This is a genomic window from Candidatus Limnocylindrales bacterium, assembly GCA_035559535.1.
Lineage (GTDB): Bacteria > Moduliflexota > Moduliflexia > Moduliflexales > JAUQPW01 > JAUQPW01.
On sequence record DATMBG010000036.1, the window covers coordinates 21,545 to 47,537 of the forward strand.

At 45.0% G+C, this 25,993-nt stretch carries 21 protein-coding genes; 7 read left to right on the forward strand and 14 right to left on the reverse strand.

The features are described 5' to 3' along the window. Positions 1–33: 33 nt before the first annotated feature. Complete coding sequence (locus VNM22_12015; GenBank protein HWP47880.1) at positions 34–774, forward strand: glycerophosphodiester phosphodiesterase; 741 nt, start codon at positions 34–36, stop codon at positions 772–774. Between the two features lie 125 nt (positions 775–899). After that, positions 900–2,192: a glucose-1-phosphate adenylyltransferase gene (locus VNM22_12020; protein ID HWP47881.1), complete on the forward strand. Its 1,293-nt coding sequence runs from the start codon at positions 900–902 to the stop codon at positions 2,190–2,192. A gap of 339 nt (positions 2,193–2,531) precedes the next feature. On the opposite strand, the gene VNM22_12025 is transcribed toward VNM22_12020, so the two are convergent. The 13 genes from VNM22_12025 to VNM22_12085 form a co-directional block, all read right to left on the reverse strand. Then, positions 2,532–5,996, reverse strand: a complete 3,465-nt coding sequence (locus tag VNM22_12025; protein ID HWP47882.1) for a hypothetical protein — start codon at positions 5,994–5,996, stop codon at positions 2,532–2,534. Between the two features lie 187 nt (positions 5,997–6,183). Beyond that, the gene (locus VNM22_12030; protein HWP47883.1) at positions 6,184–8,115 is read right to left on the reverse strand and encodes an O-antigen ligase family protein; all 1,932 of its coding nucleotides are present in this window, start codon (positions 8,113–8,115) and stop codon (positions 6,184–6,186) included. 46 nt (positions 8,116–8,161) lie between these two features. After that, a complete protein-coding gene (locus VNM22_12035; GenBank protein HWP47884.1) occupies positions 8,162–10,678 on the reverse strand; it encodes a YfhO family protein in 2,517 nt (838 codons plus the stop codon). Positions 10,679–10,747: 69 nt separating this feature from the next. Next, positions 10,748–11,431 (reverse strand): class I SAM-dependent methyltransferase, encoded by a 684-nt coding sequence (locus VNM22_12040; GenBank protein ID HWP47885.1) that lies wholly within the window; start codon positions 11,429–11,431, stop codon positions 10,748–10,750. 3 nt (positions 11,432–11,434) lie between these two features. After that, positions 11,435–12,466 (reverse strand): GNAT family N-acetyltransferase, encoded by a 1,032-nt coding sequence (locus VNM22_12045; protein HWP47886.1) that lies wholly within the window; start codon positions 12,464–12,466, stop codon positions 11,435–11,437. Between the two features lie 3 nt (positions 12,467–12,469). Further along, a complete protein-coding gene (locus VNM22_12050; GenBank protein ID HWP47887.1) occupies positions 12,470–13,900 on the reverse strand; it encodes a radical SAM protein in 1,431 nt (476 codons plus the stop codon). Between the two features lie 9 nt (positions 13,901–13,909). Then, the gene (locus VNM22_12055) at positions 13,910–15,016 is read right to left on the reverse strand and encodes a lysylphosphatidylglycerol synthase transmembrane domain-containing protein (protein ID HWP47888.1); all 1,107 of its coding nucleotides are present in this window, start codon (positions 15,014–15,016) and stop codon (positions 13,910–13,912) included. 31 nt (positions 15,017–15,047) lie between these two features. Then, positions 15,048–15,959 carry a methionyl-tRNA formyltransferase gene (locus VNM22_12060; protein HWP47889.1) on the reverse strand — a complete coding sequence of 304 codons (912 nt, stop codon included), beginning with the start codon at positions 15,957–15,959 and terminating at the stop codon, positions 15,048–15,050. Positions 15,960–15,968: 9 nt separating this feature from the next. After that, positions 15,969–16,865, reverse strand: a complete 897-nt coding sequence (locus VNM22_12065; protein HWP47890.1) for a glycosyltransferase family 2 protein — start codon at positions 16,863–16,865, stop codon at positions 15,969–15,971. 20 nt (positions 16,866–16,885) lie between these two features. Beyond that, positions 16,886–17,794, reverse strand: a complete 909-nt coding sequence (locus tag VNM22_12070; protein ID HWP47891.1) for a polysaccharide deacetylase family protein — start codon at positions 17,792–17,794, stop codon at positions 16,886–16,888. A 32-nt stretch (positions 17,795–17,826) separates the two neighbouring features. Further along, entirely contained in the window at positions 17,827–18,975 is a 1,149-nt protein-coding gene (locus tag VNM22_12075; GenBank protein HWP47892.1) for a DegT/DnrJ/EryC1/StrS family aminotransferase, read from the reverse strand. Between the two features lie 4 nt (positions 18,976–18,979). Then, the gene (locus VNM22_12080; GenBank protein HWP47893.1) at positions 18,980–19,999 is read right to left on the reverse strand and encodes an NAD-dependent epimerase/dehydratase family protein; all 1,020 of its coding nucleotides are present in this window, start codon (positions 19,997–19,999) and stop codon (positions 18,980–18,982) included. A 328-nt stretch (positions 20,000–20,327) separates the two neighbouring features. After that, positions 20,328–21,686 carry a sigma-54 dependent transcriptional regulator gene (locus VNM22_12085; protein ID HWP47894.1) on the reverse strand — a complete coding sequence of 453 codons (1,359 nt, stop codon included), beginning with the start codon at positions 21,684–21,686 and terminating at the stop codon, positions 20,328–20,330. Between the two features lie 907 nt (positions 21,687–22,593). Here VNM22_12085 and VNM22_12090 point away from each other — a divergent pair. The 5 genes from VNM22_12090 (at position 22,594) to VNM22_12110 (ending at position 25,271) form a co-directional block, all read left to right on the forward strand. Next, positions 22,594–22,995 (forward strand): hypothetical protein, encoded by a 402-nt coding sequence (locus VNM22_12090; protein ID HWP47895.1) that lies wholly within the window; start codon positions 22,594–22,596, stop codon positions 22,993–22,995. Between the two features lie 103 nt (positions 22,996–23,098). Then, positions 23,099–23,389: an acyl carrier protein gene (locus VNM22_12095; GenBank protein ID HWP47896.1), complete on the forward strand. Its 291-nt coding sequence runs from the start codon at positions 23,099–23,101 to the stop codon at positions 23,387–23,389. Further along, entirely contained in the window at positions 23,379–23,876 is a 498-nt protein-coding gene (locus VNM22_12100; protein ID HWP47897.1) for a hypothetical protein, read from the forward strand. Before VNM22_12095 ends, VNM22_12100 begins: the two co-directional genes overlap by 11 nt. Further along, complete coding sequence (locus VNM22_12105; GenBank protein ID HWP47898.1) at positions 23,866–24,276, forward strand: hypothetical protein; 411 nt, start codon at positions 23,866–23,868, stop codon at positions 24,274–24,276. Before VNM22_12100 ends, VNM22_12105 begins: the two co-directional genes overlap by 11 nt. 308 nt (positions 24,277–24,584) lie before the next feature. Continuing rightward, complete coding sequence (locus VNM22_12110) at positions 24,585–25,271, forward strand: hypothetical protein (protein ID HWP47899.1); 687 nt, start codon at positions 24,585–24,587, stop codon at positions 25,269–25,271. 280 nt (positions 25,272–25,551) lie between these two features. Here the strand turns inward: VNM22_12110 and VNM22_12115 are convergent, their stop codons facing one another. Next, positions 25,552–25,884, reverse strand: a complete 333-nt coding sequence (locus VNM22_12115) for an antibiotic biosynthesis monooxygenase (GenBank protein ID HWP47900.1) — start codon at positions 25,882–25,884, stop codon at positions 25,552–25,554. Positions 25,885–25,993: the final 109 nt, after the last annotated feature.

Genomic DNA, 25,993 nt, shown 5'->3' on the forward strand with positions numbered 1-25,993 from the left:
CTGACTAACAACGGATCAGAGACCTTCCGTCACGTGTTAAACATTGCACATCGAGGAGCTTCAGGGTATTATCCCGAGAATACCTTAAGGGCGTTTCAACAGGCTGTGAAAATGGGAGCCGATATGATAGAATTAGATGTGCACCTGACAAAAGATGGGGAAGTCGTGGTGATTCACGATGAAACGCTGGAAAGAACAACCAACGGAAGGGGATACGTCCGGGATTATACTTTATCTGAGTTAAAGAAACTGGATGCAGGCTCCTGGTATAAATCCGAATTTGCCGGAGAGAGAATTCCTACTTTGGAAGAAGTGTTACAGAGCCTGAAAGGAAAAGTTCAGTTTAATATCGAAATTAAAAATGGACCCATTTACTACCGGGGTATCGAGGAAAAAATACTGACCCTTCTCTCAAAACACGACCTGAAGGATCAGGTCGTCATCTCTTCCTTTGATCATCGGTGTTTAAAAAAAATCAGAGAGATGAATCCAGAGCTGACTACGGGGTCTCTGGTCAAACTAGGGGTTCTTTATGTGGCCAGACTGCTAAGACCTGAAAAAATAGCACAATCGGTGGGAGCTACAGGCCTTCATTTAAATAAATCCTATGTAACCCCGGGTCTTGTTCGTCGAGCCAGGCAACATGGACTAAGAGTCCTGGTGTGGACCGTTAATGAACCGGCCCAGATGTCCTATTTTATTAAAATGGGTGTAGACGGAATCGTGACCAACTTTCCGGACAGGCTTAAAAATGAGCTAAAGGGTTTCAAGTGAAGGAAAAGGTTTTAAGTTTTTAAGCGGTTAAAGTGTTTAAAGTGCTTAAAGTACCTAAAGTGAACGAAAGTTAAAAAAAACTTTGGAGACTTTAGGTACTTTAAACCCTTTAGGCACTTCTAAAGATGGAACAAATTGTTGCGATGCTCCTGGCCGGAGGGCAGGGAAGCCGGCTGAATATCCTTGCAAGTGAGCGTGCCAAGCCGGCAGTTCCGTTTGGAGGTGCTTATCGGATCATCGATTTTACGCTAAGTAATATCATGTATTCGGGAATCGAGAATGTGGGCGTTCTGACCCAATATCGTCCCAGCTCTCTCATGGACCATATCGGTCAGGGAGAAGCCTGGGATCTTGTGGGTCGACGCCGGGGGGTAAAAATTCTTCCTCCTTACACAGGTACAACGAGTGCAGATTGGTATAAAGGAACTGCCGATGCCGTCTTCCAAAATTTACAATATCTATGGGATCATAATCCGGATTTGGTTTTGATCCTCTCCGGGGACCACATCTACAAGATGGATTATGTTCCCATGATTGAATACCATATCTCTAAAAAAGCGGATTTAACTTTGGCCGTTATGAAAGTATCCCTTGAAGAAGCTACCCGATTCGGTACGGTATTTATAAATCCAGACGGCCAGGTTACCGGATTTGAGGAAAAGCCTAAAAAACCCAGGAGTACCCTGGGATCTCTTGGGATTTACGTCTTTAAAGCAGAGGTACTTTATAAGACCCTTCTAGAAGATGCCAAACGGGCGTCATCCTCCCACGATTTTGGTAAGGATATTATCCCCGGGATGTTAGCAAGCTATAAGATTTATGCCTATCCCTTTGAGGGGTATTGGCGAGACGTGGGGACCATTCAATCGTATCTGGATGCCAATATGGATATTTTAGACTATAACTCGGGGTTAGATCTTGCTAAGTGGAGGGTCCGTACCAATCAGGAAGATCGGTACCTGGGAGACAGGCCCCCGGCTAAGTTCCTGGGAGAGGGAAGAGCCGTAAATTCCATCGTCTGTCGGGGATGCATTATCAGTGGAAGCGTGGAAAACAGTATCCTCTCGCCTGGAGTTATTATCCATAAAGGAGCTAAAGTCCGAAACTCGGTCGTAATGCATGATTGTGTCATCGAAGAAGATGTCATCCTGGATAAAGTCATCCTGGATAAAGACGTAAAGGTCGGCGCAAAGTCTATAGTGGGTTATGGAGAGGACAACCCTCCCAATGAAAAGTTCCCAACCCATCTCTATACGGGAATTACCGTGGTTGGAAAAGGAGCCGTATTACCGGAAGGGGTGCAAATAGGAAGAAATTGTATTATTTATCCCAGGGTACGACCTACTCAGTTTACCGACAAGTATCTCAAGAGTGGAAGTACTGTGTTTAATGAAGAAAGCCAGGGAGTAAAGCAATGAAGGAAGGGGAGTCGGAGGGGGCGGGTCCAAAAAACCTGCCCCAGAAAGCCCTTGAGGGGGTGAGGGGGCTTAGAGGCGCCAGGATAAGGGTGAGATCCCTGAGGGAGGGCGCCTTAACCTGGTGCGTGTATAGGGATTTAGGGGTGTTCAGACAGAAAAAAGTGACACCTACTAACCTTACCGTTACTTCGGTTAATCCTGAGACCCAAAACCGTCATTGTGGGAAGAACTTCGTCGGTGCCCACCCTGAATTTATCGAAGGCCCAGCCCAGCATAAACTTCGTTCCTGCCGTTGCCGGCAATGATAGCCCTAAAGTATCCTTCTCAACTTGCAAGGTATCATTCCCTGGTTCCACTAACCGGAATATCCCCTGGAAATCCCCATTGAATTGAAGAAGATTTTGTAAATCTGGAAGAAGAAGTTAAAATCTCCCAGTTTCCATTTTGGGGACGCCAGATAGCCAGATCTACTCTCTTATCCCCGTCGTAATCTGCGGGGACCGGTACATCTCCTGGCAAACCCCATACCTTGGGGATGGTCCTGTTTCCTGCCAGGATTTCCCATGTCCCATCAGTTGGTCGCCATACTGCGAGATTCGTAATTCCATTCCCGTCATAATCGGCTGCAACGGGAATATCACCGGGTTGACCGAACTTCTGGATGAGAAACCCAAATTGAGAAAGAAGGATATACCAGGTCTGATCGCTGGGTCGCCAGACTCCCACGTCGATCACTCCATCTCCATCGTAATCCCCGGGTACCGGAATATCTCCTTCCACCCCCCAGGTTACAAAGTTAAAGCCGCCTCGAGATCCAAAGATATACCAGGTTCCATCACTGGGTCGCCATACTGCCAGGTCTGTTTTTTGATCTCCATCATAATCTCGGGGTACCGGAATGTCTCCTCCCACCCCCCAAGGTATGAAGTTAAAGCCACCTCGAGATCCAAAGATATACCAGGTTCCATCACTGGGTCGCCATACCGCCAGGTCTGTTCTCTTATCCCCATCGTAATCTCCTGGAACCGGAACGTCCCCTTCCAGGCCCCAATCCAGAAAAGTAAGTCCTAAGAAGGAATTCTGAATATACCATCTTCCTTCGGAAGGTCGCCAAACGGCAAGATCCAGTTTGTTATCCCTATCAAAATCCGATGAATCCACGATAGAAGGATTTCTTATCACCATAAGACCGTTAGCCAAGGTAGAGGATTGTCCATCCAGGGCATTGAGGGTCACATTTCTTGAGCCCGGTGAGATGGAAATACCAGGAGTAAAATCGATCAGGAGTTGATTGTTAGGGAGACCAGTAAGCGAGTGAATCGTAAAGCCAGGGCCGAAGTCTACGGTCATTGCGGCCTGGAAATCGGCTCCGGATAAGACGGTTTGACTACGAATCCCCGGAATAACCACGGAAGGGGTCAGTGTGGTAACCGAGGGTGGCGGGGGGAAGAAAACCAGGATTCGATTATTGTCATTATCTGCCACGTATAATCTTCCAAAATCATCTACCCCAAGACCCACCGGGGTAAAGAAAGAGTTAGCGCTGATCCCTCCGTTATTCGCGAGGGCTGTGGTAAAATTTCCTCCCTGCCCCAGAACCAGATCGGCTACCTGATCCGTTGTGAGAGGGGACATAAAAAGCAGGACCCGATGATTACCCGCATCGGCAATATAAACATTTCCAAAGTTATCCCAGGTAACTCCTTGCGGTGAACAGAGGGAGTTTGCACTTCTTCCTCCCGTATTACAGGTGTTCGTCGTAAAGCTTCCCCCCTGACCAAAGACCCGATCTGCCTGGGTATCGGAAGTCAAAGGATTATCAAACTCCAAAACCCGATGGTTATCCCGATCGGTTACCAGCAGGTTTCCTAAATTATCTACGGCAAGTTCCCAGGGAGAGCATAAAGAACCTGCATGGATACCCCCGTTATTACAGGTGTTCGTCGTAAAGCTTCCCCCCTGACCAAAGACCCGATCTGCCTGGGTATCGGAAGTCAAAGGATTATCAAACTCCAAAACCCGATGGTTATTACTGTCGGATACGTAAAGATTTCCCAATTTATCCACCGCAACTCCCAAAGGAATACAGAGCGAGTTGGCACTGAGACCTCCTTTATTACAGGCATTGGTAGTAAAATCTCCTCCCTGACCAAACACCTTATCCGCAATGGTATCGGTGGTAAAAGGACTGTTATATTCCAGGATCCGGTTATTATTAAAATCGGCGACATAAAGGTTTCCGTTGGAATCCACAGCAATGCCTATAGGCAGGCAAAGAGAAGAAGCACTTATGCCACCGGTATTGCAGCCTGCCGAAAAGAAATCCGGCTGTCCAATGACCAAATCGGCGGGTTTTCCATTAATAAGGGATAGGACATCCTTATAACCGAGTATCCGGCTGTTGGTTGTATCTGTTACATACAACCGATTCGGGATTACACTCCGATCTATGGCTACCCCAAATGGGTCAAAAAGTCCCTGGGCATCTGTGAAATCAGGAAAAAAGGTTGTAAATAACTTTTGCCCGAAAACTTTATCGGCAATGGTATCCGAAGTTAAAGGAGTTTGATACATGAGAATCCGATTATTGGAGAAATCCGATACATAGGCATTTCCAGAACTATCAAAAGTAACCCCTATGGGGGTACAGAGGGAAGCGGCAGTAACCCCTCCGCTATTACAGGTATTGGTATTAAAGTTTCCCCCCTGACCGAATACGCGATCCGCCTGGGTATCGGAAGTCAAAGGATTATCAAACTCCAGGACTCGGTGATTGTTGGTATCAACGATATAAAGATTTCCATTTGGATCTATCTTTGCATCTTGGGGAAAGCAAAGAGAATTCTGGCTGGTTCCACCATTATTACAGACGTTGGATCCAAAACTTCCATTCTGACCGAAGACCCTATCTGCCACCGGGTCGGCGGATTGTGGATTATCAAACTCGAGGACCCGGTTGTTATTGGTGTCAACGATATAAATGTTCCCGGCCTGGTCCACTACAATCCCTACAGGAAGACAAAGGGAATTGCCGGCAACGCCTCCATTATTGCAGGCATTACTTGCAAAGTTTCCCCCCTGACCAAAAACCCTATTGGCTACCTGGGAGGTCAGGGGATTGTTATATTCAAGGACCCGATTATTTTTAGAATCGCTGATATAGAGAATTCCCGCATTACTGATGTAAATACCCTGAGGACCACACAGTGAGCCTGCCTGAATGCCTCCATTGTTACAGGTATTGGAACTAAAACTACCGCCCTGACCAAAGACCCTGTCCGCCAAAGTATCGGTCGTAAAGGGTGAGTCATACTCCAGGACCCGATTATTATCACTATCGGCAACATAGAGATTCCCGGCATTATCGACAATAATCCCTAAAGGGGTACAGAGGGAACCGGGACCCAGGCCACTGGAATTACAACCTGAAGAGAAAAAGTCCGGCTGTCCGATTACTAAATCCGCCGGATTACCGTTTACAAAAGAACTGATATCCCGATAACCTAAAATTCTATGATTTTTACTGTCGGTGACATAAAGACGGTTCGGATTGACACTTCGATCTATGGCAACTCCAAAAGGAAGATTAAATCCCTTGGCATCTACCAGATTATCGGTTCCCCTGTTAAAAGCTACCTGCCCGATCACTATATCGGCCGTGGTATCGGAGATCGCCCCCCATCCAGGCAGAGCAAACCCCAACAGTAAGATCCAGATTCCTACCACCACACCCCCCAGGTCTCTCCGATTCTTCCCATCTAACAAAGTTTTCAGGTAGACATAATAAAACTCTTTCTTGTCCATAGTCTTAGCTTTTACCCTGTTAGTTACTTCTTTTTATTTTTCTATAAAAAAAGAAGTAAAACTATCAAAGTAAAAAAATTTATAGGAAAAGTTTTCATATAAGACAGGTTTTTGTGGTTACAGCTTGCGATAGCAATATATATACCAGGATAAAACCGGTCAATTAAGAATAAATGATCTCATTACTTTATTCTTCAGGTCTTTGGAATAAGTTCTTTAGATAAAGAGAATTATAGGATTCCGGGTTGAACCGTCTGGTCAGGCTTCTGACTATTTCAATTTTTTGGACGGAGGCTTCTTCTTCTCCAAGGGCCGACAGAACTTTACTTAGGAGATAATACCCTCCGATAAAATTAGGTTCTAAATCCAGGGCTTTTTTTAGCTGTTCCCGAGCTTCTGAATATCGCTTCAGTTTAATATAGAGATAGGCTAAATTGTACCTCAGAAAGGGATCAAAGGGGCTTAACGCAATGGCCTGGTGATAGTCCGTAATTCCCTTCAGGAGAGTCTGTTCGGTGGGGAGAAGCCGTCTGGCGAGTTCGACATATAGAGTGGCCCGATGATAATAAAATTGAGCTTCCCTTGAATTCCAATGGATAGCTTCCGAGAATTCTTTAACTCCTCCGTAAAAAGCCTCCCAGTTGGGATGATTTTTGAAAGCTGTGGTATAAAGGGTTCCCAGAAGATCATGATAATAAGGATGGATCGGTACGTAGGTCAGGGCCCGATTCAATTTCTCAATAGCCTCCAGGGGCTTACCCCGATCCAATGACTCCTGGGCCTTGAGATAATAGAAGTGTCCCAAAAAAGGGTAAAGAATTACAACCGTCCAAAAATAGAGGGATAAAAGGGATGCGAAGATACGGAAACGCAAAGATGGTGAAGCACGGAAACGTGGGAAATTATTTTCTCTCTCTACCTTTCCAGATACAAAGGTATTCCGGTCGTTGGGCTCATGGAGTAGAAGGACCATGAGTACAACTGTTGTAATGGAAATAGCCGGTGAGTGAAAAACACTATTTACAAGGCTTTGAATAAGTACTGCCAATAGGGCGATCAGAAGGCTTTCTTTGATTTTTGATGAGGCTCTCCCCTGGAGTCCGAACCGGAATATCCAAACAACTAAAGTTATAGCAAGGATTAACCCGGGTATTCCCAACTCAGCCCCCACTTGCAAGAACTCATTATGGGCCAGATCGGTCGTTTTTGAATAACGGGCAATCCAGTTTTCCGTAGGAAATCGATATTGCTCAAAATACTCCCCAAAGGTTCCTAAACCTACCCCCCCTACAGGATGATCCCGAATCATGGCCAGACTACTCTTCCAGATCTGAATCCGATCATAGGCAAAGGGATCCCCCTGTTTCCACCCCAGGAGTTGAGTGCGCCAGGGATTTGGAATCAAAAAGAATAAAAGCAAAGCGGTAAGGACTCCATAAAAAGTCTTTCTATAGTGACAGTACAACAAAGCCAACACAGCCACTATCAAGCTTATAACGCCCCCTCGGGAACGGGTGGCCAGTGTCATCCAACCTAAGAGAACTGCCCCGGTTAAATACCCCAATCCCACAAGGGATAAAGTTATCCGACTTGCCAGCAGGACAAAGCCGATTACAAGAAAGGTGGCAAAGTCATTAATATTGATAAATCCTGATAAAAATTGGCCTTCAGGGGTTAGATAGTTATGATAGAGAGCCCCTATAGCCTGGATAAAAATACTCGTAAGAAGGGCCAGTCGAAGGATATCCGGATACTTTTTATGATAACATAATTCTCGACCCAAAATAAATACCCCTACATAACTGAGCAGCTTAACTATTTCCTGAAGGGTGGCATAGAGGTACTTCGTAATAAAGAGGGAGCAAAGGCTCCAGAGAGTCAAAAGAATGAGAACCCGATATACAGTCCGGGGCCCGGTGTTCCAGATCGGCTGTTCTGGGTTTTTAACGTCTACCGGATAACAAAAGATTCCCAATCCCGGACCCCGGATAACCTGAAGGGTTATCAGAAAAAGGACCAGAGTCTGGGTAATGAATAAGGCCAGAGAATTACCGCCACCCTCATTAAAAGGAATAAAGATAAGTAAAAAGCAGAGTCCCAGCAAAGTAATGTCAGACATCCCGGATCTTATAATTTGCGGAAAAACCTTTACCGGTAAAACCATTTTAGGTATCATGAATGCGATGAAGGTTTGGCTTCTTCCCCTTCACGGAGCGGATAGGATAGAGAGTAAGGATCATCCAGGACCCCATCCATACCATGAAAGCCATCAAGCTCAAAAATAATCCCATCTTGTAGGAGAAAGGCTCATATTTAAATTGGATGGTATGGACCCCCGGCTCCAGAGTAACGGCGCGAAGAATATAATTAACCCGCAGGATCTCACGCTTTTGTCCATCTACAGACGCTCTCCATCCCGGGTAATAACTATCGGCAAAAACGAGATAACCTCCTTGGGAAGTCTCGGTTTCTATGGTTGCACGGGTCGGAGAATAGTCAATCACATGGGCTTGAGAGGCAAAGGGTTCCTTCCAGGAGGATTCTGGGGGAGCGTAAGGATCTCGCCTTTCATAGTCTGAAGAAGGTAACAGGGAGCTTGAAATTCGGGATTCACGTTTAGCTTCCTGTTTCTGACTCCCCGCCTCCCGCCCTTCTTCTAATAAAACAACTTCTTCTTGTGGGTCGAAATCGTCCCGGATGAAAGTATTAAGAGCCTCAACCCCCTTTTTGACCGTTCTACTTCGTGGAACGATATAGGCTCTGGGAAGATAAGCGGTATTTTCGTAGACTCCCATTTTCAAATCCGGGAAAAAGGCTATCGGTCTAAGTCTTTCATCCTTCAGCGGCGAAAAACCCAATAAATAACGGACGTTGAGCAAACTTAGCAACTTAAGTTTTGCAGACCACGGTGCAATTTCCAGAGCATGGAGCAAAAGTCCGTAATCCATGGGGCGTAAGGAAAAAGTTCCGGCTACATCATACAGATGGTTTTGAACGCTATAGTAAGGAAAGAGGGTATTCTTAAACCAGGAATAACGTTTGAGGGGATCTTCCCTTACAAAATCCGGAATTTCCGGAATATCGTAGGCATATCGATAAAAGCGATGAAGACGAGCGTCTTTATCAAAGAGGTTAATCACGGCAGGGGGTTCGGAATAAAATGGTTCGGTTACCGTAGGATGGAGATGGAGATGGGCCGAAAAGAGATCTATGGTTACAATAAAACTTAGAAGGATTCCAGAAACGCGAGGGTTTAGTTTAGAAGTTACGGTCAGAATGACCACCCCCGTTCCTGCTAAGAGAAAGACCGAGGAGGTGAAAATTTCTTTATGAACATAGGGAGTTGCTTCCTGAAGTTTTTCAAGGGAAATATATCCTCCGAAAATTCTTTGGAAAAGAGCCCCTCGGCTTAAAAAATCCACTAAAAGAAAAGCCAGCAGGAGCCCACCCAGGCATAAAAAGAAAAAACCGATCCTCTTCAAAGGGGAGAGGAAACGGCTGCTTTCTTCTTTCTTTATCAAAAGGATCTGGGCCCCAAAACCTCCCAGGGCCGAAGCTGCAAAGGTGGTCAACACCAGATATTTGACCGGAATTCTCAAACCTCCCATAAAAGGAACATAGCGATATACCAGATAATGAATCGGGGTATAAGGACCTAACATCAAAAGGATAGACAAAATCAAAAGTATTAACAGATAAGAAACAAGCCTATGGCGTAAGCAGGTCAGGGTCAGCATTCCCAACAGGAGAGTAGATACGCCGAAGTAGATACTTATAAAGTAAGCATAATGATTATCATAAAAAGGTTCGCCCCAAAAGGAAATATCTGTCTTTTTGCCGAAGAAATGGGGGATAAAGAATTCTATCAGACCTGCCGGATGGAGGGCATGGCTGCTTGCAGCTTCATAATCCAATCCCTTTACCCTGGCCGATTGTAAAGCCAGTTCCCGGGAGGGAAGGAATTGAACCATGGCCAGGGAGATTCCTATCCCGAGGATCAACATGAAAATACCCGTATTTCTCGTAAAGACCTTGAGTCGACTCTTTGAACCCCACAAACTCATAAACCCCACATATAAGCCCAATGCCAGTAAGGTAAAAAAAACAACCTCGATACCTCCTGTTAAGAACTGTAAACCCAAAAAACCACCGGTCAGAAGAATAGAGGGGAGCGAACTGAAGGGGGGCCATAATTTTTTTTCTGTCCGGGGTTTGGGGTTTAAGGCCCTGTCGAGAAACAAAAAAATTAACGGGATCCATGCAAAGGGAGGGTTAAATTCAAAATCAACGGCATATCCACTCAACATATAAGAGGAGGCGGCCAGCCAGGCAGGAACGGGGGAGCAGTTCCAGTGGCGCATAAGGGCATAAAAGAAAACTCCGGCCAGGAAAATATGGAGAATAAGAAAATAAATATAAGTAGATCCGGTTAATCCGGTTAAACAGAGGAGGAGGTTGAGGGGGTAAAGGGACATGGTACCGGGATTAGCCAGATGGGGTACACCTGAAAGCTGATAGGGATTCCATAACGGAATGTATCCGGCTTTAAGCGTTTCTATAACCAGATGCATCCATTGATAGCCGACCCCGTAGATGTCCCGGATATAATAAAGTTCCTGAAAAAAGAAAGTTTTTGAGAAGAAGAGAACGATGATCAGGAATAGGGTCAGAATGGCCACCATATCCGGGGAATTCTTTTTAAAGAAGATCACAGGAGATGGTATAGAACCCAACATGGTTTAATAAAACGGTTACTTGAGAAGATCTTCAGGAGCTGATTCTTTCTTTGCCCTTAAAACAACCCAGGGAGAGAGAAATCCGGTAAAGAGATAGTATTTTTCCTTTTCCACGACAAAATGATCTTTTCGAAGCCGTTGTTTCATTTCAGGAAGGGAACCCGGGTAAAGCGGAAGATGGGCTATTTTTTTCTTTTTGATCCAATGATACAGGCAATTCTTATTTTTTAGTTCCAAGATCAGATACTTTCTGGATACCCTGGCCAATTCGGCCAGAGCAGATGGCTGATCTTGGGGTAACAAACAATGCAGGACGTTGTTGGCGACGACCACATCAAAAAAGCAATTCTCGTAAGGTAGTTCCTGGATCTCACCGACATGGAATTCTATTCCAGATAACGGTCGGGTTATCTGTCTGGCTATGTGAATCATTTCGGGTACGATATCGATCCCTGTGATCTTTATATGGGGGAAGTATTTTTTTAAGAAAACGGCCAGGTCTCCTCTCCCACAACCCGCATCCAGGAGGGTCTCTTCACCCGAAAGAATGGGAGTCAGGAGGTTCAGAATCTGCCTTCTAGCCCAGAGTTGAACGGGATGATGCTTTAGCCGATGACCCCGACTATCGTAAAAGCCATCTTTTTCTAAAGCGACCTGTTTATGAAAATCGTAAAGATTTTTATAGTAATCTTGAGTCATAGGTTAACCTGCCTGTTTAGCCAGCCAGGGAGAAACGATTTTTATAAGGGGCAGGGGGAGTTTACGCCAGATTGCTTTAGCCAGAGGAAAGGACCGGTGATAATCCAGTTTATTTTTAGCGGTCAAAGAGTAGAAATGGACCGGTCTTTCCTGGGCCCCAAAATGTTTTTTGTAATGGAGTGCTCCGGCTTCCTGGGGATGGGTCCAACCCAGATCGTAGAATTGATAGCCATTTTTTATTGCCCATTTCATCGCTTCACCTTGAAGGGCCTGGAATCCCTTACTTTTAACTGTTCGATCCAAAGCTCCCCACATGTACAAAACACTCCCTTTAAAGTTTAAAGCCACGTGGCCGGCCACGCAGGAATCCTCATAGACGGCCAGGGTGATGCGAACCTTCTGTTCGGGACCGAACTTCTCCCAAAGCTCCTTAAACAACTCGAAGGAGTGGGGGGGAATACCGATGCGTCGGGTACTTTTTACGAACAACGCATAAAAACTTTTCAATTGATCTAAATTTTCAACGAGATCGATCCTGTTGTTACGTAGACCGGACCGGATGTTCCTCCGGGTCGTTTCAGCAAATTGTCTTAGGGTTTCCTCAAAATTCTCCTTTAGCAGAACCTTAAAAGAAAGGTAAGATTGATTCAACTGTAAGGGTTGTGGATAGGAATGGTAAGATTTAATACGAACGTCCTGGCATCCTAATTTTTTCGCCAGTTTAATACTATAATCTATTAAATTTTGTTCGATTTCCGGGGAATCACCCAGGGGTCCGCCTAAAAAGTGAAAGGGGAGAGAGGCCAGATTTTTACCCCGGATCCGGCTTTTTATTTGAAACAGCGGTAACAGGCCTTTGATTTGATCCGCCTGTACGGCGGTCAAATAAAAAGGTTCGTAGCCGTAGACTTTTTTCAAAATCTCTTGCCACTCAATTAAGTGAAAGAAGGTGGCCCGGGGATTTTGGTCCACGTATTTCTGCCACGTTTCCTTTTCTTCCCTGGTTGAGGAAATAATCTGAATAGAAACCATCATTCCTTAATGGGCGGACATACCGATTACCTTGAGTCCTGCCTTAATTTTTCGTTTAAACTCTCCCAGAGATCGGATCCGCAGGATGTTTTTAATAATATAGCCGGGCCTCATATAAAAATCTTTATAAAACTCGACCAGCATCTCTTGAAGCTCCTGGGCCGTGAAAATTTCTTCCCAGAAGGGGGGCTGAAAATCCGGGGTTGGGTTCCGGGCGTATTCTTTCCAAACATCTTTTTTAAGAATTCCGGTCTTTAATCCCTCCAGGTAAATTTCGGTAGCCGGATAGGGACAAAGGATGGTTATATGGACGTAGTTAGGATTAATTTCCCGTGCCAGACGCATAGAGTCCTGGATGTCCTTCCGGGTCTCGGTTTGTTGGCCGATGATAAAATAAGCCAGAGTTTCCATGCCGGCCTCCCGGGTCCATTTAAAAGCCTCTTTGATACGGGCCACCGTACTGTTCTTCTTGATGAGTTTGAGCATGCGGTCATTTCCGGCTTCTACACCATAATGGATTCGCTCACAGCCGGCTTTTTTCATGGCCTTGAGTAAATCCGGGGTCACGGTATTGACATGGGCCCGCACATCCCAGCCGACCTTAAGCTTCCGTCTCAGGATCTCCTCACACATGGCCATAACCCGATCTTTTCGCACAGAAAAGGTATCATCGTAAATAAGAAACTCATAAATCCCCATATGGGTGCAGGTTTCCATTTCGTCCACAATATTTTTGGCCGAACGATAGCGAAACTCCCGACCGATGACAGGGGAGAAGGGTCTATCGCAAAAGGTACAGCGGTAAGGGCATCCCCGGCTGGTGAACAGGGTGGTCACGATATCTCGTTTGGCCAGAAGGGAACTGTAACGGGTAATATCGGTCAAATGACGGGCCGGAAAGGGAAGGTTATCCAGATCGTAAATCGAATCGCTGATGCCGGTATTGATGATATTTCCATTTTCCTTAAAAACGAATCCCCTCATTTCCTTCAATCGATCCGGTCTATGGAGGTGATCGAGCAGATAGTGAAAACTCCGTTCCCCTTCACCTAAAACGAGAAAATCAACGCCGGGAAGGTTGATGGTCTCTTCGGGGTAAATGTGAACGTGGGGACCCCCCAGAACAACTTTTGTTTCTGGACTAACCTTTTTGACCAGTTGAACAGTTTTAATGACATCGATTAAGGTAAAGGTCATGGCCTCAATGCCGACCACGTCGGCCTGCTTTTGGGCCAGGGATTGCTCCAACTGCTCATAGGTCAACTCTTCAGCCTGGGCATCCAAAACGGCTACCTCATGGTTCGAAAACTTTTCAAGATAACCGGCCAGATAGAGTAAGCCCAGGGGTGGATTATGTCCGCGTTCTTCTTCGATAATCTCGGGATTATTGCCGATTAATTCATTATATCGTGGTGGATTGATCAATAAAACTTTCATAAGGTCTTTTTAATTTCCGGGTTGAAAAACCTCGGGCTTCAGTTCTTCAACCCGCAGATCTTGGACCGGTAAGGGTTCTGCTCTAACCCCAGGCTTTGTTCCCATGAACAAATAAACCCCCAATCCCGGTAAACTGACGGCCAGCCAGATTATAAAAATGAAGGACGCCAGGGCGAGACTTTCGGTTGCGGTAAAACCCATGCCCGAAAAAAGATAAACATAGGCACTCTCCCGTAAGCCAATCCCCCCGATGGAGATAGGAATCGAACCTGCCAGAGCAATCAAAGGAATGAAAAGTAAAAGATATTTAAATTCTATGGATTTTCCCATGGCCTGAATCAGCATTTGATGGGCTTCGGCCGACAGGAATAGAAAGGCCAGGGATAAAGGTAAAGTCAGGCAAAGGGCTTTCTTATGTTTAAAAATGAGCTGCAAGGAGTGATTCATGGTTACAAGGGTATCCTGAAAAGGACGAAAGGGAGAAGGTAAAAGGTATATCCCGTATGCCGGATAACCCCGACCCAGTAATATATTTATCAAGATGACCATCAGCGACAGACCGACCAGCCAGGGATACAGTAGCAGATCCTGAAGGGTTATTTGACTGACCCATGCCGTAAAGGTAGCCGTGAAGAGAACCGTAAGAAAGGCCATGTATCTGTCTGTAAAAACTGACAGAAAGGAGATTCCTGTTTTGCAGGTATCCCTGGAAAGATAGAAAGCTCTTATCAGATCCCCTCCCACCGACGTGGGGAGGAGGAAGCTAAAAAATAGACCCAGAAAATGTAAAGCCGTCAATCTCAAACGACTTACCCGGAGATTCAGGATGTGTAAAAGGACCTCCCATCGAAGAACAAAGAAGATTTGGCCTGTCAGGTAAAGGAGAAAGGCCAGGAAAAGCTTTTGAAAAGGCACTTTAGCAATTAAGGCAAAGAAATCGGAAAGGGGTACTCTGGAAAACAGAAACCCGAGGAGGGAAATACAAACTACCGGCCTCACCCCTCTTTTCAAGAGGAGAAAAATTCGCTCTTTGGAGAGGACGGCATAGCTTTTCCCCTTTTCTACCTGCAGAAAGGCTTTCGGCTTGATCTGATTGCTATGATGGAAAAAATGCATGTTGGGATACTCTCCTTATCCGGGGATGAATCTAAACCAAATCCTCTCCCAGGTTTTTAAAATAGACATTGGCTTCCAGGATAGGGCCTTTCTCCGGTTGAACCTCTTCGATGAGGAGTCCACGATCCCTGGCCAAAACGACCACCCCTTTTTCTCTTCGTAAGCAGACCCTTCCCGGGACACCTCGAATGGTTTCAGACATCCACGAAGCTTTCCAGATAAAGAGCTTTTCTCCCCGGTGATAGGTAAAAGCTCCGGGATAAGGTTTTACCAGGCCCCGTATAAGATTGTATACCTCCCAGGCAGTCATGTCTCTCCAGTAAATCTGTCCATCCCGTGGATACCTTCGGGTGTAATAACAACCTTCTTCTCGATTTTGTTTCATTCTCGGAACGGTTCCAGATTTGAACTTTGCCAGGACGTCCAGGAGAAGAGGCGGAAACAATTCAAGGGTTTTATCCAGAACCGTCTTGGCGGTATCCTCTAACGTAATATCAAATCGAACCTGGGCAATAATATCACCCGTATCGATCCCTTCATCTACAAACAGGATAGCAATCCCGCCGGTCGTTTCGCCCCGAATAATCTGCCAGTTTATAGGCGCGACTCCCCGGTATTCGGGGAGTTTACCTCCATGCAGATTAATACAACCCAACCGGGGAATATCGATCAGATCCTTTTTGAGGATCTGATTATAACCTGCCAGAATTATAAGATCTGGAGCCAGGTTCCTGACCTCTCGGACAAAATCCGGTTCATTGACCTGAATCGGTTGATAGACAGGGTAACCATAATGCTTTGCAGTTTCCAGAACCGATTCCGCCGGGTCTTCCTCCTTCAAATTCGGATGCACCACGACCCCGATAATTTCCTCTCCATGTTCTGCCAGGGCCTTCAAGCAGACAACCCCGCGGATATTGTTACCCAGGTATAAAATGCGCATGGTTTAGTACTATTTTTTATGGCTAATGGCATCGGCTAAGAGTCCAAACAAGATAATCTGAACCCCGAAGAGGAAAATGGTAATAATCGATGCATCATGGATTCTGTACTCTGGATCCTGCCAGTAAAAATAAGAATCTAATGCAAAGAACAGAAAAGCCCCTAGAATCAAGAAGAATCCGACAGGTACAAAGACCTTTAATGGATTTACCAGAACGAGCAAGCGGATAATGGCCGGTAAAACCTTGAAAGGATATTTGTAAGTCACAAAGGATTTACCGGTGGTCCGTGGATGAAAGACAACGGGAACTTCCGTATACCGCATATGCTTGCTATAGGCATCGATGAGAATCTGTTGGGGAGCATTATAGTCACTGACGATATTAAAATCTGCCAGATATTTTCGAGAGAAGACCATTAATCCCGTTTGAGCATCGGTAATCTTCCAGTTGGTCAGCTTCCGCATCAACCAGGTAAAGACCAGATTTCCCCACTTCCGATGGAGTGGCATCCGATAGGTTATTTTCCCGGCAAAGCGTGATCCAAAGACAATATCGGCTTTGTTATCTAAAATCGGCTGAATGACCTTTTCGATATCTGCCGGATCGTGCTGGAAGTCGGCATCCATTTTTAAAGCAATATCGGCCCCCAACTCATACGCCGTTTTCATCCCGGTCCGGGTAGCAGCTCCCAACCCCAGGTTGTAGGGATGGGAGACGATGAGCTGAACTCCGGCCTCACGGGCCCGATCCACCGTTTTATCGGTTGAACCATCGTCTACAACCAGAATATCGATCTGAAAACCCTTCCACTCGCTCCCCTGGTAACAGGTTTTAATTCTCTGGATAACCTCGGCGATTTTATCCTCTTCGTTATAGGCTGGAATAAAGACGATGACCCGCTTCATTTTTGTAATCCCTCTTCTGGTCAAGAATGTTGACAGCTCACTGTCCCGATTCCCCCCTCGATTTTTCTAAGGACGATGGGACTCTCGGGAATCTGATCCTTCTTTTTAAGCACCTCCTCCGCAACCTCCCCCAGTCGCATAAATCGATATCCTTTTTCTAAACTCTTCTCTATAAACTCTTTTACCATCTGGGGTTCGCTGAGACCTTCAAACCAATCGTGGATGGTCCAGACATTGAGACCCGGTTTCAGCCTTTCCATAATAACGGAGATGACCGTGGATTTATCGGCTTTCCCAGACTGAAGGCACTCATGGGTCGCGGGCAAGGTGGTGGGGATTTGCAGTATAGGAAAAGTCTGATTCTTAACAACCGGCCAGAAAGGAGATACTCCCCGGGTATCCGATGCGTATTTGAGTGGAAATTCGGTTTCAACTCTCAGAAGATTTTCATTACAACGCCAGTTAGGGGCTGCGGAACTTAGCGGCGGAACTTTGAAAATATTTTGATAAAGGTTAAAGGCCCTGGTAAATTCTGCCCGGGTCTCTTCTAAACTCAAATCCTGATAATGGTCCGCCCATTTAGCATGGTTATATCCATGGATACCCACCTCGTGTCCCTGGGAGACCAGGTCTAGAAGAAGGGGTTTATTGACCTCTCCAATAGGGGGGGATTTTAAGAGGGTTCCGTAAAAAAAAGCTTTGATCCCATAACGTCGGATTAACTTGAAGGGATTTACCTTTAAAATCCGTTTTAAATAGCCCTTCTGTGAGAAGCGCTTGATATGAGTGCCCATAGTATCCGGACCCATCACCACAAAAATACTGGCCTGTATTCCATAGTCCGAAAAGATTCGAACCAACTCAGGAAGACCCTTTCCAAGTCCAACCAAGGTATCTACATCGACCCGGATCGAGATCACAGTTTCCATCGTCTGGGGTTTGTTGTCCGTTGCAACAAACCTCAGTAGGGACACAGCGCCGCCGTGTCCCTACTGAGGTCCCGAATCGTCTCTTCGATAGCGATTATCATCCTGTCTAATTGTTCTTGGGTCAATTGGGGATAGAGGGGAAGGGTAACGATGGAAGCGGCTACTTTCTCTGTAACCGGTAGATCTTTAGAACCATAGCCGGAGTTTGCATAAAAGGGTTGTCGGTGAACGGGGGGATCAAAATGAACAGAAGCGCCGATTCCCTTCTCCCTCAATTTTAGAACGAATCGGGTACGATCCAGATGTTTAACCTTAACGGTATACATTTGATAAACATGGACACAGTCTTTAGCTTCGACGGGTAAATCTAAAAATTCCCGATTCAAATGTTTATTCAAATACTCGGCGTGTTTACGTCTTGCCGCATTCATGGAATCCAGCTTTTTCAACTGTTCCACACCCAGGGCAGCCAGGATATTGCTCATTCTGAAGTTATACCCGGCCAGAGTCGCCGCCCGCAGCCAGGGTTTTTCCTTTTTTTCCCGCTGCAAAGTCGTTTCCTCGATCCCATGTCCGGCCATAGCCCTCACTTTTGCAGCCAATTGGGGGTCATCGGTGGTCAACATACCTCCTTCTCCGGTGGTTATATTTTTAGTGGGAAAAAAGGAAAAACATCCAATCCCAAAGGAACCTGTTTTTCTGCCTTTAAAAGTCCCTCCCAGGGTTTCGGCAGAATCTTCAATGACGGCCAGGCGATAATGACTTGCAAGGGCCAGGATCTCATCCATCTGACAACTCTGTCCGGCGTAGTGGACCGGGATAATAGCCTGGGTTCGGGAGGTTATGGATGCTTCAATTTTTAAAGGATCCATATTACAGGTATGATAATCAATATCCACAAATACAGGAGTGGCACCGGCCGTAACGACGGCATTGGCCGTTGCTACGAAAGTAAAGCTGGGCAGGATGACCTCACCCTGAATGTTTAACGCCTTCAAAGCCAGAAACAAAGCCGATGTACAGGAATTTAAAGAAACAGCTTCTCGAACCCCCAGATAGTTTGCAAAGTTTCGCTCAAACTCCAGATTTTTTTCTCCATGGGCCAGCCAACCGGAGCACAAGACATCCTTTATACTTTCCAGCTCTTTTTCATCCAAATTTGGGAGGGAAAGGGGAATCATCTTTTCAGGATTCAGAATTCAGGATTCGAAATAACCTGGAATTCCTGGATTCTGGCTTTCGATTTTTTAGCTTCTTAAAATACGCCACATACTCCTTGAGACCTTCCTCCAAAGAGTACTGAGGTTCGTAGCCTAAAAGTTTTCTTGCCTTGGAAATATCCAAGGCGCCGCGTTCCGGGCGAAAAACGTTGGCAGGTTGTTCCACGATTTCAACGCCAGGTAACAGGCTTTGCAAGATTTCGGCGTATTCTCGCAGAGATCTACCTTCTCCTCGGGTTATATTGAAAATTTCATTTTTAGCTTCCGGTCGATAGGTAGCCAGGACGAAGCCTTGAGCGACATCTTTGACGTAGGTAAAATCCAATTTGGATTTACCTCCGTTATGTAACACCAGCTTTTCACCCCGCAGAGCATTTTCAACAAAGATCTGACTGACCCGACGATTGACATCGGTTGGACCGTAAACTGCTGATGGTCGGATAATCGTGTATTCGATTTCATAGCGACGCCCGTAAGATTGGACCAGGATTTCACCGGCCAGCTTCGTTCCCCCATAGATATCCTTGGGATTTTTAGGATGTTCTTCATCGGCAGGATGAAACATAAAATCCCCGTAGATCATACTGGAAGAAGTATATACGAATCTTTTAACAAACCCCACGTCCCGAAGAATATCCAAAATATTTACAGTCCCATGAAGGATACTTTCCAGGGCTTCTTCCGAGTGCGTATCCGCAAGATCTGCAAGGGGTAAAGCCGCCAGATGGATAATACGTTCCGGTTGGTACTTCAGAATAGTCCTTCGCAGCTCGTTTTTATTCCGGGTATCCCCCCGTACGATGATCACCTTATCCAGAATTCCTTTGAAGCGCTCCCTAAGATGGATACAGTAGTTGTTTTCTAAGGGAGAGACGTACTGGATAAAAGCATCGTAAAGGACAACCTGCTCTCCTTTTTGGATCAATTCCCGGGCTACATAGGAGCCGATAAAGCCCGCACCGCCTGTAATAAGTACTGTGGCCATTTGAGTAATTTCCTTTTCCAGATCTGGAAAATTTTTCCAATTTGAATCGTACTCGTATACCCTTCTGATTAGAGCAAGATCTAGACCAGTTTCCGGGGATCGGTTCCATAAAAAATTCTTAATTTTTAAAGATGCCCTAGGATCTTGGGGCAGATGGAGATTTCATGGATTTTTTTACTGAGGAAAATATCTCTTTAAAGCTTATGAGGGAGATCGTCCACTGACGAAATTTGTCACAGCCTAAAAATTTTGTGGCATGTAGTTGCTATGGGGGCAACTCTACCCAGGATACAACCTTTCCCCTGTTTTATTGGACCCTTTTCAGGGATCAACGAAGGTTATAGTCTTTGATCTTTTGATGGAGAGTTCGTAAACCAATATTGAGCACTTTAGCTGCCTTCGTTTTATTACCGCCGGTATAGATCAAAGTCTGCCGGATGGCTTCCTTCTCTACTTCAGCCATGGAAACACCGGCTTTAAGCCGTATTTCCGGCTCCTGATGGGCTACCTGGATAATATGAGCGGGGAGATCGTTTACCTCAATGATTTTTCGATTGGTGGTAACCATGATGCTCTCAATACAGTGTTTCAGTTCCCGGATATTGCCAGGCCAGGGATAATTCTGAAGCTTACTTAATGCCTCCCGACTGACTCCCTGGACTTTGGTATGGTTTTCACGATTGAAAGCATCGATAAACGCCCGAATCAACAGGGGGATATCTTCTTTTCGTTCCCGTAAAGGGGGAAGTTTAATCGTCATCACCTTTAACCGGTAGTATAGGTCCTTCCGGAAGGTCTTTTCAGCTACGGCCTTTTCCAGGTCTACATTTGTGGCGGCGATGATATTCACATCTACTTTGAGGGTTTTAGTTCCACCTACCCGCATAAACTCCTTTTCCTCCAAAACCCGAAGGAGCCTGGACTGGGTGGAAAGATTCATCTCTCCGATTTCATCTAAAAATATGGTCCCTCCGTTAGCCAGTTCAAACATTCCCCTTTTAGTAGAAAAAGCTCCCGTGAAAGCCCCCTTTTCATGCCCGAACAGTTCGCTTTCAATGACGCCTTCCGGCAATGCAGCACAATTTAAGATAATCAAAGGCCTGTCCCGCCGGGGACTATTATGATGGATCGCCCGGGCTACCAGTTCTTTTCCGGTTCCGCTTTCCCCATAGATTAAAACTGTACTGTTGATGGAGGCAACTCGTAAAACCGTTTCGTAAACCCTTTGAATCTCCTTGGAGGTCCCTATGATATTCTGGAAGCTGGTGCGGGTCTCCAATTTCCGGCGTAGTTCCTCCACTTCCACAACCATTTGCTGTTGTTCAATGGCCCGCCTAATCAATACACGCAGCTTGGAAAGGTTTACAGGTTTGGTCAGGTAATCATAGGCCCCCTCTTTCATGGCTTCAACGGCCGACTCTACGGTAGCATACCCTGTCATCAGAATAACGACCGTTTCCGGACTTTGCTCTTTAACGAACTTCAAAATCTCCATTCCGCTTACTCCGGGCATTTTTAAGGCCGTAATAACAACGTTAAAAAAGGTCTGCTTGAGGAGATCTAAAGCAATCCTGCCGTTTCTCGCAGAAACCACTTCGTATCCTTCATGCTGTAACAAACTGCTAACTGTTTCGAGATTTCCTTCCTGACTATCAATTACTAAAATAAGTCCCTTCTCTAAAGACATAGGTGTCTAAACCTTCAGAATCATGGGTGTTATTTTTTATTTTCCTGCCAGTTGAGCTGTTTAAACACAACCTCTGATCCCTCAGCTAAAACACGGAATGAACCCAATCTTATATTTACTTTGCTTTCGCATTTTTTTCGTTAAGCTATGAATCTTCTACGCTTCTATACCTCCTTACTTTCCATAATTCTTCGCGGTCCTTTCTGGCTGAATATTTAAAACTGCAAAGGTATAGATATTTATTAGGTGAGTTTTTCATTAAAAACAAGCAGTTTTTACACCATTCAGGTGACAGGATAGTAAAATAAAAGAAACTACAGGGAAGGGAGTCGGAGGAGTTAGGTCCAAAGAAAATACCCCTGAAAGGAAGAACAGGGTGGGAGTACCCTCTAACAAGGCTTTACGAAATTTAGCTTGATGCCCAGGGGGCTATCCCTACTTTACTCCACATTTCAATACCGACTAAAACAGTTAAAATCCTTAACATTGGCTTAGGAAGTATTTATCAGAAATTTAAAAATTATCATCTTCCCGGAGGGATGCAAAAAATGCATGGTTTATAAGATTTTTTCTTTTCCCCCTGCTTTTTAATGCCGAAATAGCACGATCTTATCTTTATCTCTCAACCTACCGTGCAGATTCAGCACAGTTTTTATCCTCCTTATCTTTATTCGAATCCTTTTTCCTTCCATCCAAAATTTTTAAAAGATCTTTAACCCTTTTAACTTTCAAGGTTTATACAGAGGAGATGTTTTTATTTAATCTCAAATTTTAATCTGGCATAAAGGTTGCGCTTAAGTATAGCGGGGAGGTAAAAATCTGGATTTTCCAGATCCATGGCAAGATAAGCCAGGATTTTATTACCGCACCTGAAGAGCTGTTAAACCCTTGTTCAACCGACGATCTTATGAAGTTCGATTTCAATTATGACGAAATGGAGAATATTTTAACCGTTTCCTTTGAGGGATTCGTTTTCCGAACCTTGGAAGATGTTAAAGAATTCATAGAAGCGAAGGAAAAGATCTGCGAATCCCTGGGAAAAAAATGTTACTTCCTGATTGACTACAGAAAAGCTTGTTTTGGTCCTGAAATCGATTATAAAACCCTTAACTTTCTGGGAAGAGAAATTAAAAGGGTGATGGACCGATATGCTTTAGGAGTTGTGCGATTTGGAGGGGCGCTCTTAGATTACCTCATCATCGAGAAAGAAGGACTGCTTCATCACTTTGATTCCAACTTTTATAAAACCCGAGAAGGAGCTCTCAATGCTTTAAAGAGAATGAAAAAAGAGAATGAAAAAAGTAATTAGGATCTTTATGGAAACAGGACCGATGAAGAGTACTTCCTACGACCCGACGAATTAAAACAACTCTCATTGAATTACCGGAAAATCCTGAAGGAGGTAAATAAAAATGGTTTCGGAAAGCCGGGTTAAATCGGTCATAGCCGAATGCCTGGGTCTCGATGCCGATGAAATATACCTGGATGCATCTTTTGAGAGCCTGGGAGCAGACTATTTAGACATCGTAGGTCTTTTTATCAGTTTGGAAGAAGAGTTTGGCATCGAAATCCCTGAACGAGATGCGAGTCGAATGAAAACGGTGAGGGATATAACCTGGTACATCCGGTGTATCCTCGAAAAGGAAGCCCGTAAAAGTAGGATAAATAAAAAAAGAAAAGAAGGAAACTTTCATGATTTATAAAACCCAATTCGTGGAAACTTATTGCCCGAAATGTCGGTTTATGTCTGAACACCTTATTTCAATGTCTTTTAACCGACAGGCTTCGGATCAAAAAGTTCAATGTACCCTCTGTAAGACGGAGCATAAATTTTATCCTGATCTGTTGGAGACTTCAAACGAAGTCAATCCCAAGAAAAGGAGAAAAAGATCCACAGGAACCAATTCCCATGACCCTACTCAGAATAATCCCCAGGCTAAAGAAGCCTGGAGCGCGACTCTGGCCGGAGAGTTTAACCACAAAGACCGTGCAATAACCTATAACCCTCAAGTTACCTTCGAACCGGGAGATCTGATCTTTCATACGACCTTCGGTCTGGGTATTGTCATCAAGGTAGAAGAATTTCATCGAATTAAAGTTTTATTTGAACACGGCGTTAAAACCCTTGCTCAAAAATTGAGCTCCGAAAGAACCAAAAAATCTGAGAGAGATAAAGGCTATGACCGGTGAAAACTTATGGGATCCTTCCTCACTGCCCTTTCACTTTAACTATAATCGGGCAGAGAATATGTTGATTATTTCCTTTCATCACTGTTTATTGGGAACCCATCAGGACATAGAGTCTTTTATAAGCAAGATGAAAGGATTCTGCCGATCTCTCAACGCCAAATGCTATATATTAGTTGATCTTCAGGATCTCTACGTAAAACCTGAAGTAGGAACATTTTTCTGGAGCGAACTCAAGCGGTTGGTCGATCCCTATGCCATTAACATATTGGGATATGCGGGTCCGGTTTTTGATGGGACCGTGGGGACCCGGTTAGGTACACGATCCTATCTATTTCCTATTTTCTATGGGCGTAAGGAAAGGGCCATAGCATTATTAAAGGAGACCTCTGAAAACGAATAAATCCGCCGTTGGAGTAGATTAAACGTCTCGTTTGAAGTTACTGATAGAATAAATGTGAAATGAGCAAGAAGACGGGTTCATTTCGTAAATCCCAGTTTACACACCCCTCTTCCCAAGTCCTGGTTAACCAAAGCCATGTCCTAAATTTTGATTAGACTGTTAATAACTCTTCGCTGTTATGTTTATACTTATAGAGAATAATAAACCAGAGTTATACCCAAGACTCTTCTAATAAAATAATTCAACCAGGTATAGGGATTAGGGGGTGGACAGTTGTATCATCCTCCTAGCTCCTATGGAGAACGTAGATGGATAAGAAGATTGAGCAATTTAAAGATTTGGTTAGGATTTCGCCTCGAGTCTGGCCAGGTAAGGAGTTAGAGATACAACCCGGAGACCTAAGCCTATTTGCTCCTATGGGCATTGGAATTGAAGGCCCACTTCTGATCCGCCCGTGGGACGATCCTATAAAAGTCCTTTCGGACCCTCCTTCAAAATATTATGGCTACCACCCTGGCTTAAACCATCCTTTTCATAATGTTCCAACCAATGAACCTTCTGGAGGGATCATTTATTTTGACGGCACACCAGATGAATCGGATATTAAAGCCTTGCTAAGGCTGATGGAAGTAGATACACGTTTGAAAGATTATGCCGCTTTTATTGAAAAGGCTCAGGAACCGGTTGAAGAGAGATACCTGGTCCAGCTTAGAATCGTCAGCCGATTTGCGTTAAGGTTTATGTTTAATGCCTTAACCGACGAAGAATATGAATCATTTCCTGAACAGAATCTGAGTGTTGGGGAACTCGTGTGGAAATTTATCCAGAACCAGCAGCAGATGTGGGGAACCGATATGGGAAGTCCGAATCTATATGGGGTGATGGGTGGAGACGGTGATTGGGCGAAGGAGGAGCTGGCATTTGGATTTATGGTAGAAAACCTGTATCACGAAGTCTATCGGATTTGGAGTCGTGCCTGGCTGGTTACCAAATAGTTGGGAACAATAAAATAACCGATCCAGGTTGAGGGGATATTCTAAAAGAATTGATTACTGTAACCCTTAAACAGGAAACTCCCCTCTCCTAAAGCTTCAGGAGAGGGGCTTAGATGCCAGGATAAGAGTGAGATCCGGGAGGCGCTCCCTTCCGGACCTTCCCCTGCTTTGCAGGGGAAGGAACTTTGAAGCGAAGCTCCCTTCCCTGGAAAATGGGGGAGGGACAGAGGGGTGAGGCAGGGGTATGCGATGTTTCAACATAGAAAGGGTATAAGCCCCATCAATGGGCCTCTGGCTTTGGAGTTGAAAGGGTGGTGAGGATAACTTCATGAACTTCCAGTTTGTTGGGTGCGATAAAAGCCTCCTTTGGTAAGGTTCCGGAGCGGGTATGTCCTTTAATAAAAGCATCAGATTTTGTCCAGGACTCAAAGTGGGCATAGGACTCCCAGAAGGTAAGCACAATATAAGGATCCCCCGGATGGGTGGGCCGCAATACCTGATTGGAAATAAAACCCGGCATACCATCCACCAAACCAGCTCGGGTACGGAAATGTTCCTCAAAGGTTTTGGCATACGCTTGGGCTACAAAAATACGATTGGCAACTGCAATCATGGCTAGCTCCTTTCTAGGGTTTCATTTTTTATTTGGGTATAGTTAATTTTTAAAACCATTATTCTTTTTAGGAAATTTTAGGAAATTTTTTAAGATCTATTAAGGAAAA

Coding starts and splice junctions, on each gene's coding strand:
- VNM22_12055 (HWP47888.1), bottom strand. CDS start 15,016: ATGCATTTTTTCCATCATAGCAATCAGATCAAGCCGAAAGCCTTTCTG.
- VNM22_12095 (HWP47896.1), top strand. CDS start 23,099: ATGGTTTCGGAAAGCCGGGTTAAATCGGTCATAGCCGAATGCCTGGGT.
- VNM22_12100 (HWP47897.1), top strand. CDS start 23,379: ATGATTTATAAAACCCAATTCGTGGAAACTTATTGCCCGAAATGTCGG.
- VNM22_12045 (HWP47886.1), bottom strand. CDS start 12,466: ATGATGGTTTCTATTCAGATTATTTCCTCAACCAGGGAAGAAAAGGAA.
- VNM22_12035 (HWP47884.1), bottom strand. CDS start 10,678: ATGGTGGCCATTCTGACCCTATTCCTGATCATCGTTCTCTTCTTCTCA.
- VNM22_12115 (HWP47900.1), bottom strand. CDS start 25,884: ATGATTGCAGTTGCCAATCGTATTTTTGTAGCCCAAGCGTATGCCAAA.
- VNM22_12025 (HWP47882.1), bottom strand. CDS start 5,996: ATGGACAAGAAAGAGTTTTATTATGTCTACCTGAAAACTTTGTTAGAT.
- VNM22_12070 (HWP47891.1), bottom strand. CDS start 17,794: ATGGAAACTGTGATCTCGATCCGGGTCGATGTAGATACCTTGGTTGGA.
- VNM22_12050 (HWP47887.1), bottom strand. CDS start 13,900: ATGAAAGTTTTATTGATCAATCCACCACGATATAATGAATTAATCGGC.
- VNM22_12030 (HWP47883.1), bottom strand. CDS start 8,115: ATGTCTGACATTACTTTGCTGGGACTCTGCTTTTTACTTATCTTTATT.
- VNM22_12080 (HWP47893.1), bottom strand. CDS start 19,999: ATGGCCACAGTACTTATTACAGGCGGTGCGGGCTTTATCGGCTCCTAT.
- VNM22_12085 (HWP47894.1), bottom strand. CDS start 21,686: ATGTCTTTAGAGAAGGGACTTATTTTAGTAATTGATAGTCAGGAAGGA.
- VNM22_12110 (HWP47899.1), top strand. CDS start 24,585: ATGGATAAGAAGATTGAGCAATTTAAAGATTTGGTTAGGATTTCGCCT.
- VNM22_12020 (HWP47881.1), top strand. CDS start 900: ATGGAACAAATTGTTGCGATGCTCCTGGCCGGAGGGCAGGGAAGCCGG.
- VNM22_12075 (HWP47892.1), bottom strand. CDS start 18,975: ATGATTCCCCTTTCCCTCCCAAATTTGGATGAAAAAGAGCTGGAAAGT.
- VNM22_12060 (HWP47889.1), bottom strand. CDS start 15,959: ATGCGCATTTTATACCTGGGTAACAATATCCGCGGGGTTGTCTGCTTG.
- VNM22_12040 (HWP47885.1), bottom strand. CDS start 11,431: ATGACTCAAGATTACTATAAAAATCTTTACGATTTTCATAAACAGGTC.
- VNM22_12105 (HWP47898.1), top strand. CDS start 23,866: ATGACCGGTGAAAACTTATGGGATCCTTCCTCACTGCCCTTTCACTTT.
- VNM22_12090 (HWP47895.1), top strand. CDS start 22,594: ATGAAGTTCGATTTCAATTATGACGAAATGGAGAATATTTTAACCGTT.
- VNM22_12065 (HWP47890.1), bottom strand. CDS start 16,865: ATGAAGCGGGTCATCGTCTTTATTCCAGCCTATAACGAAGAGGATAAA.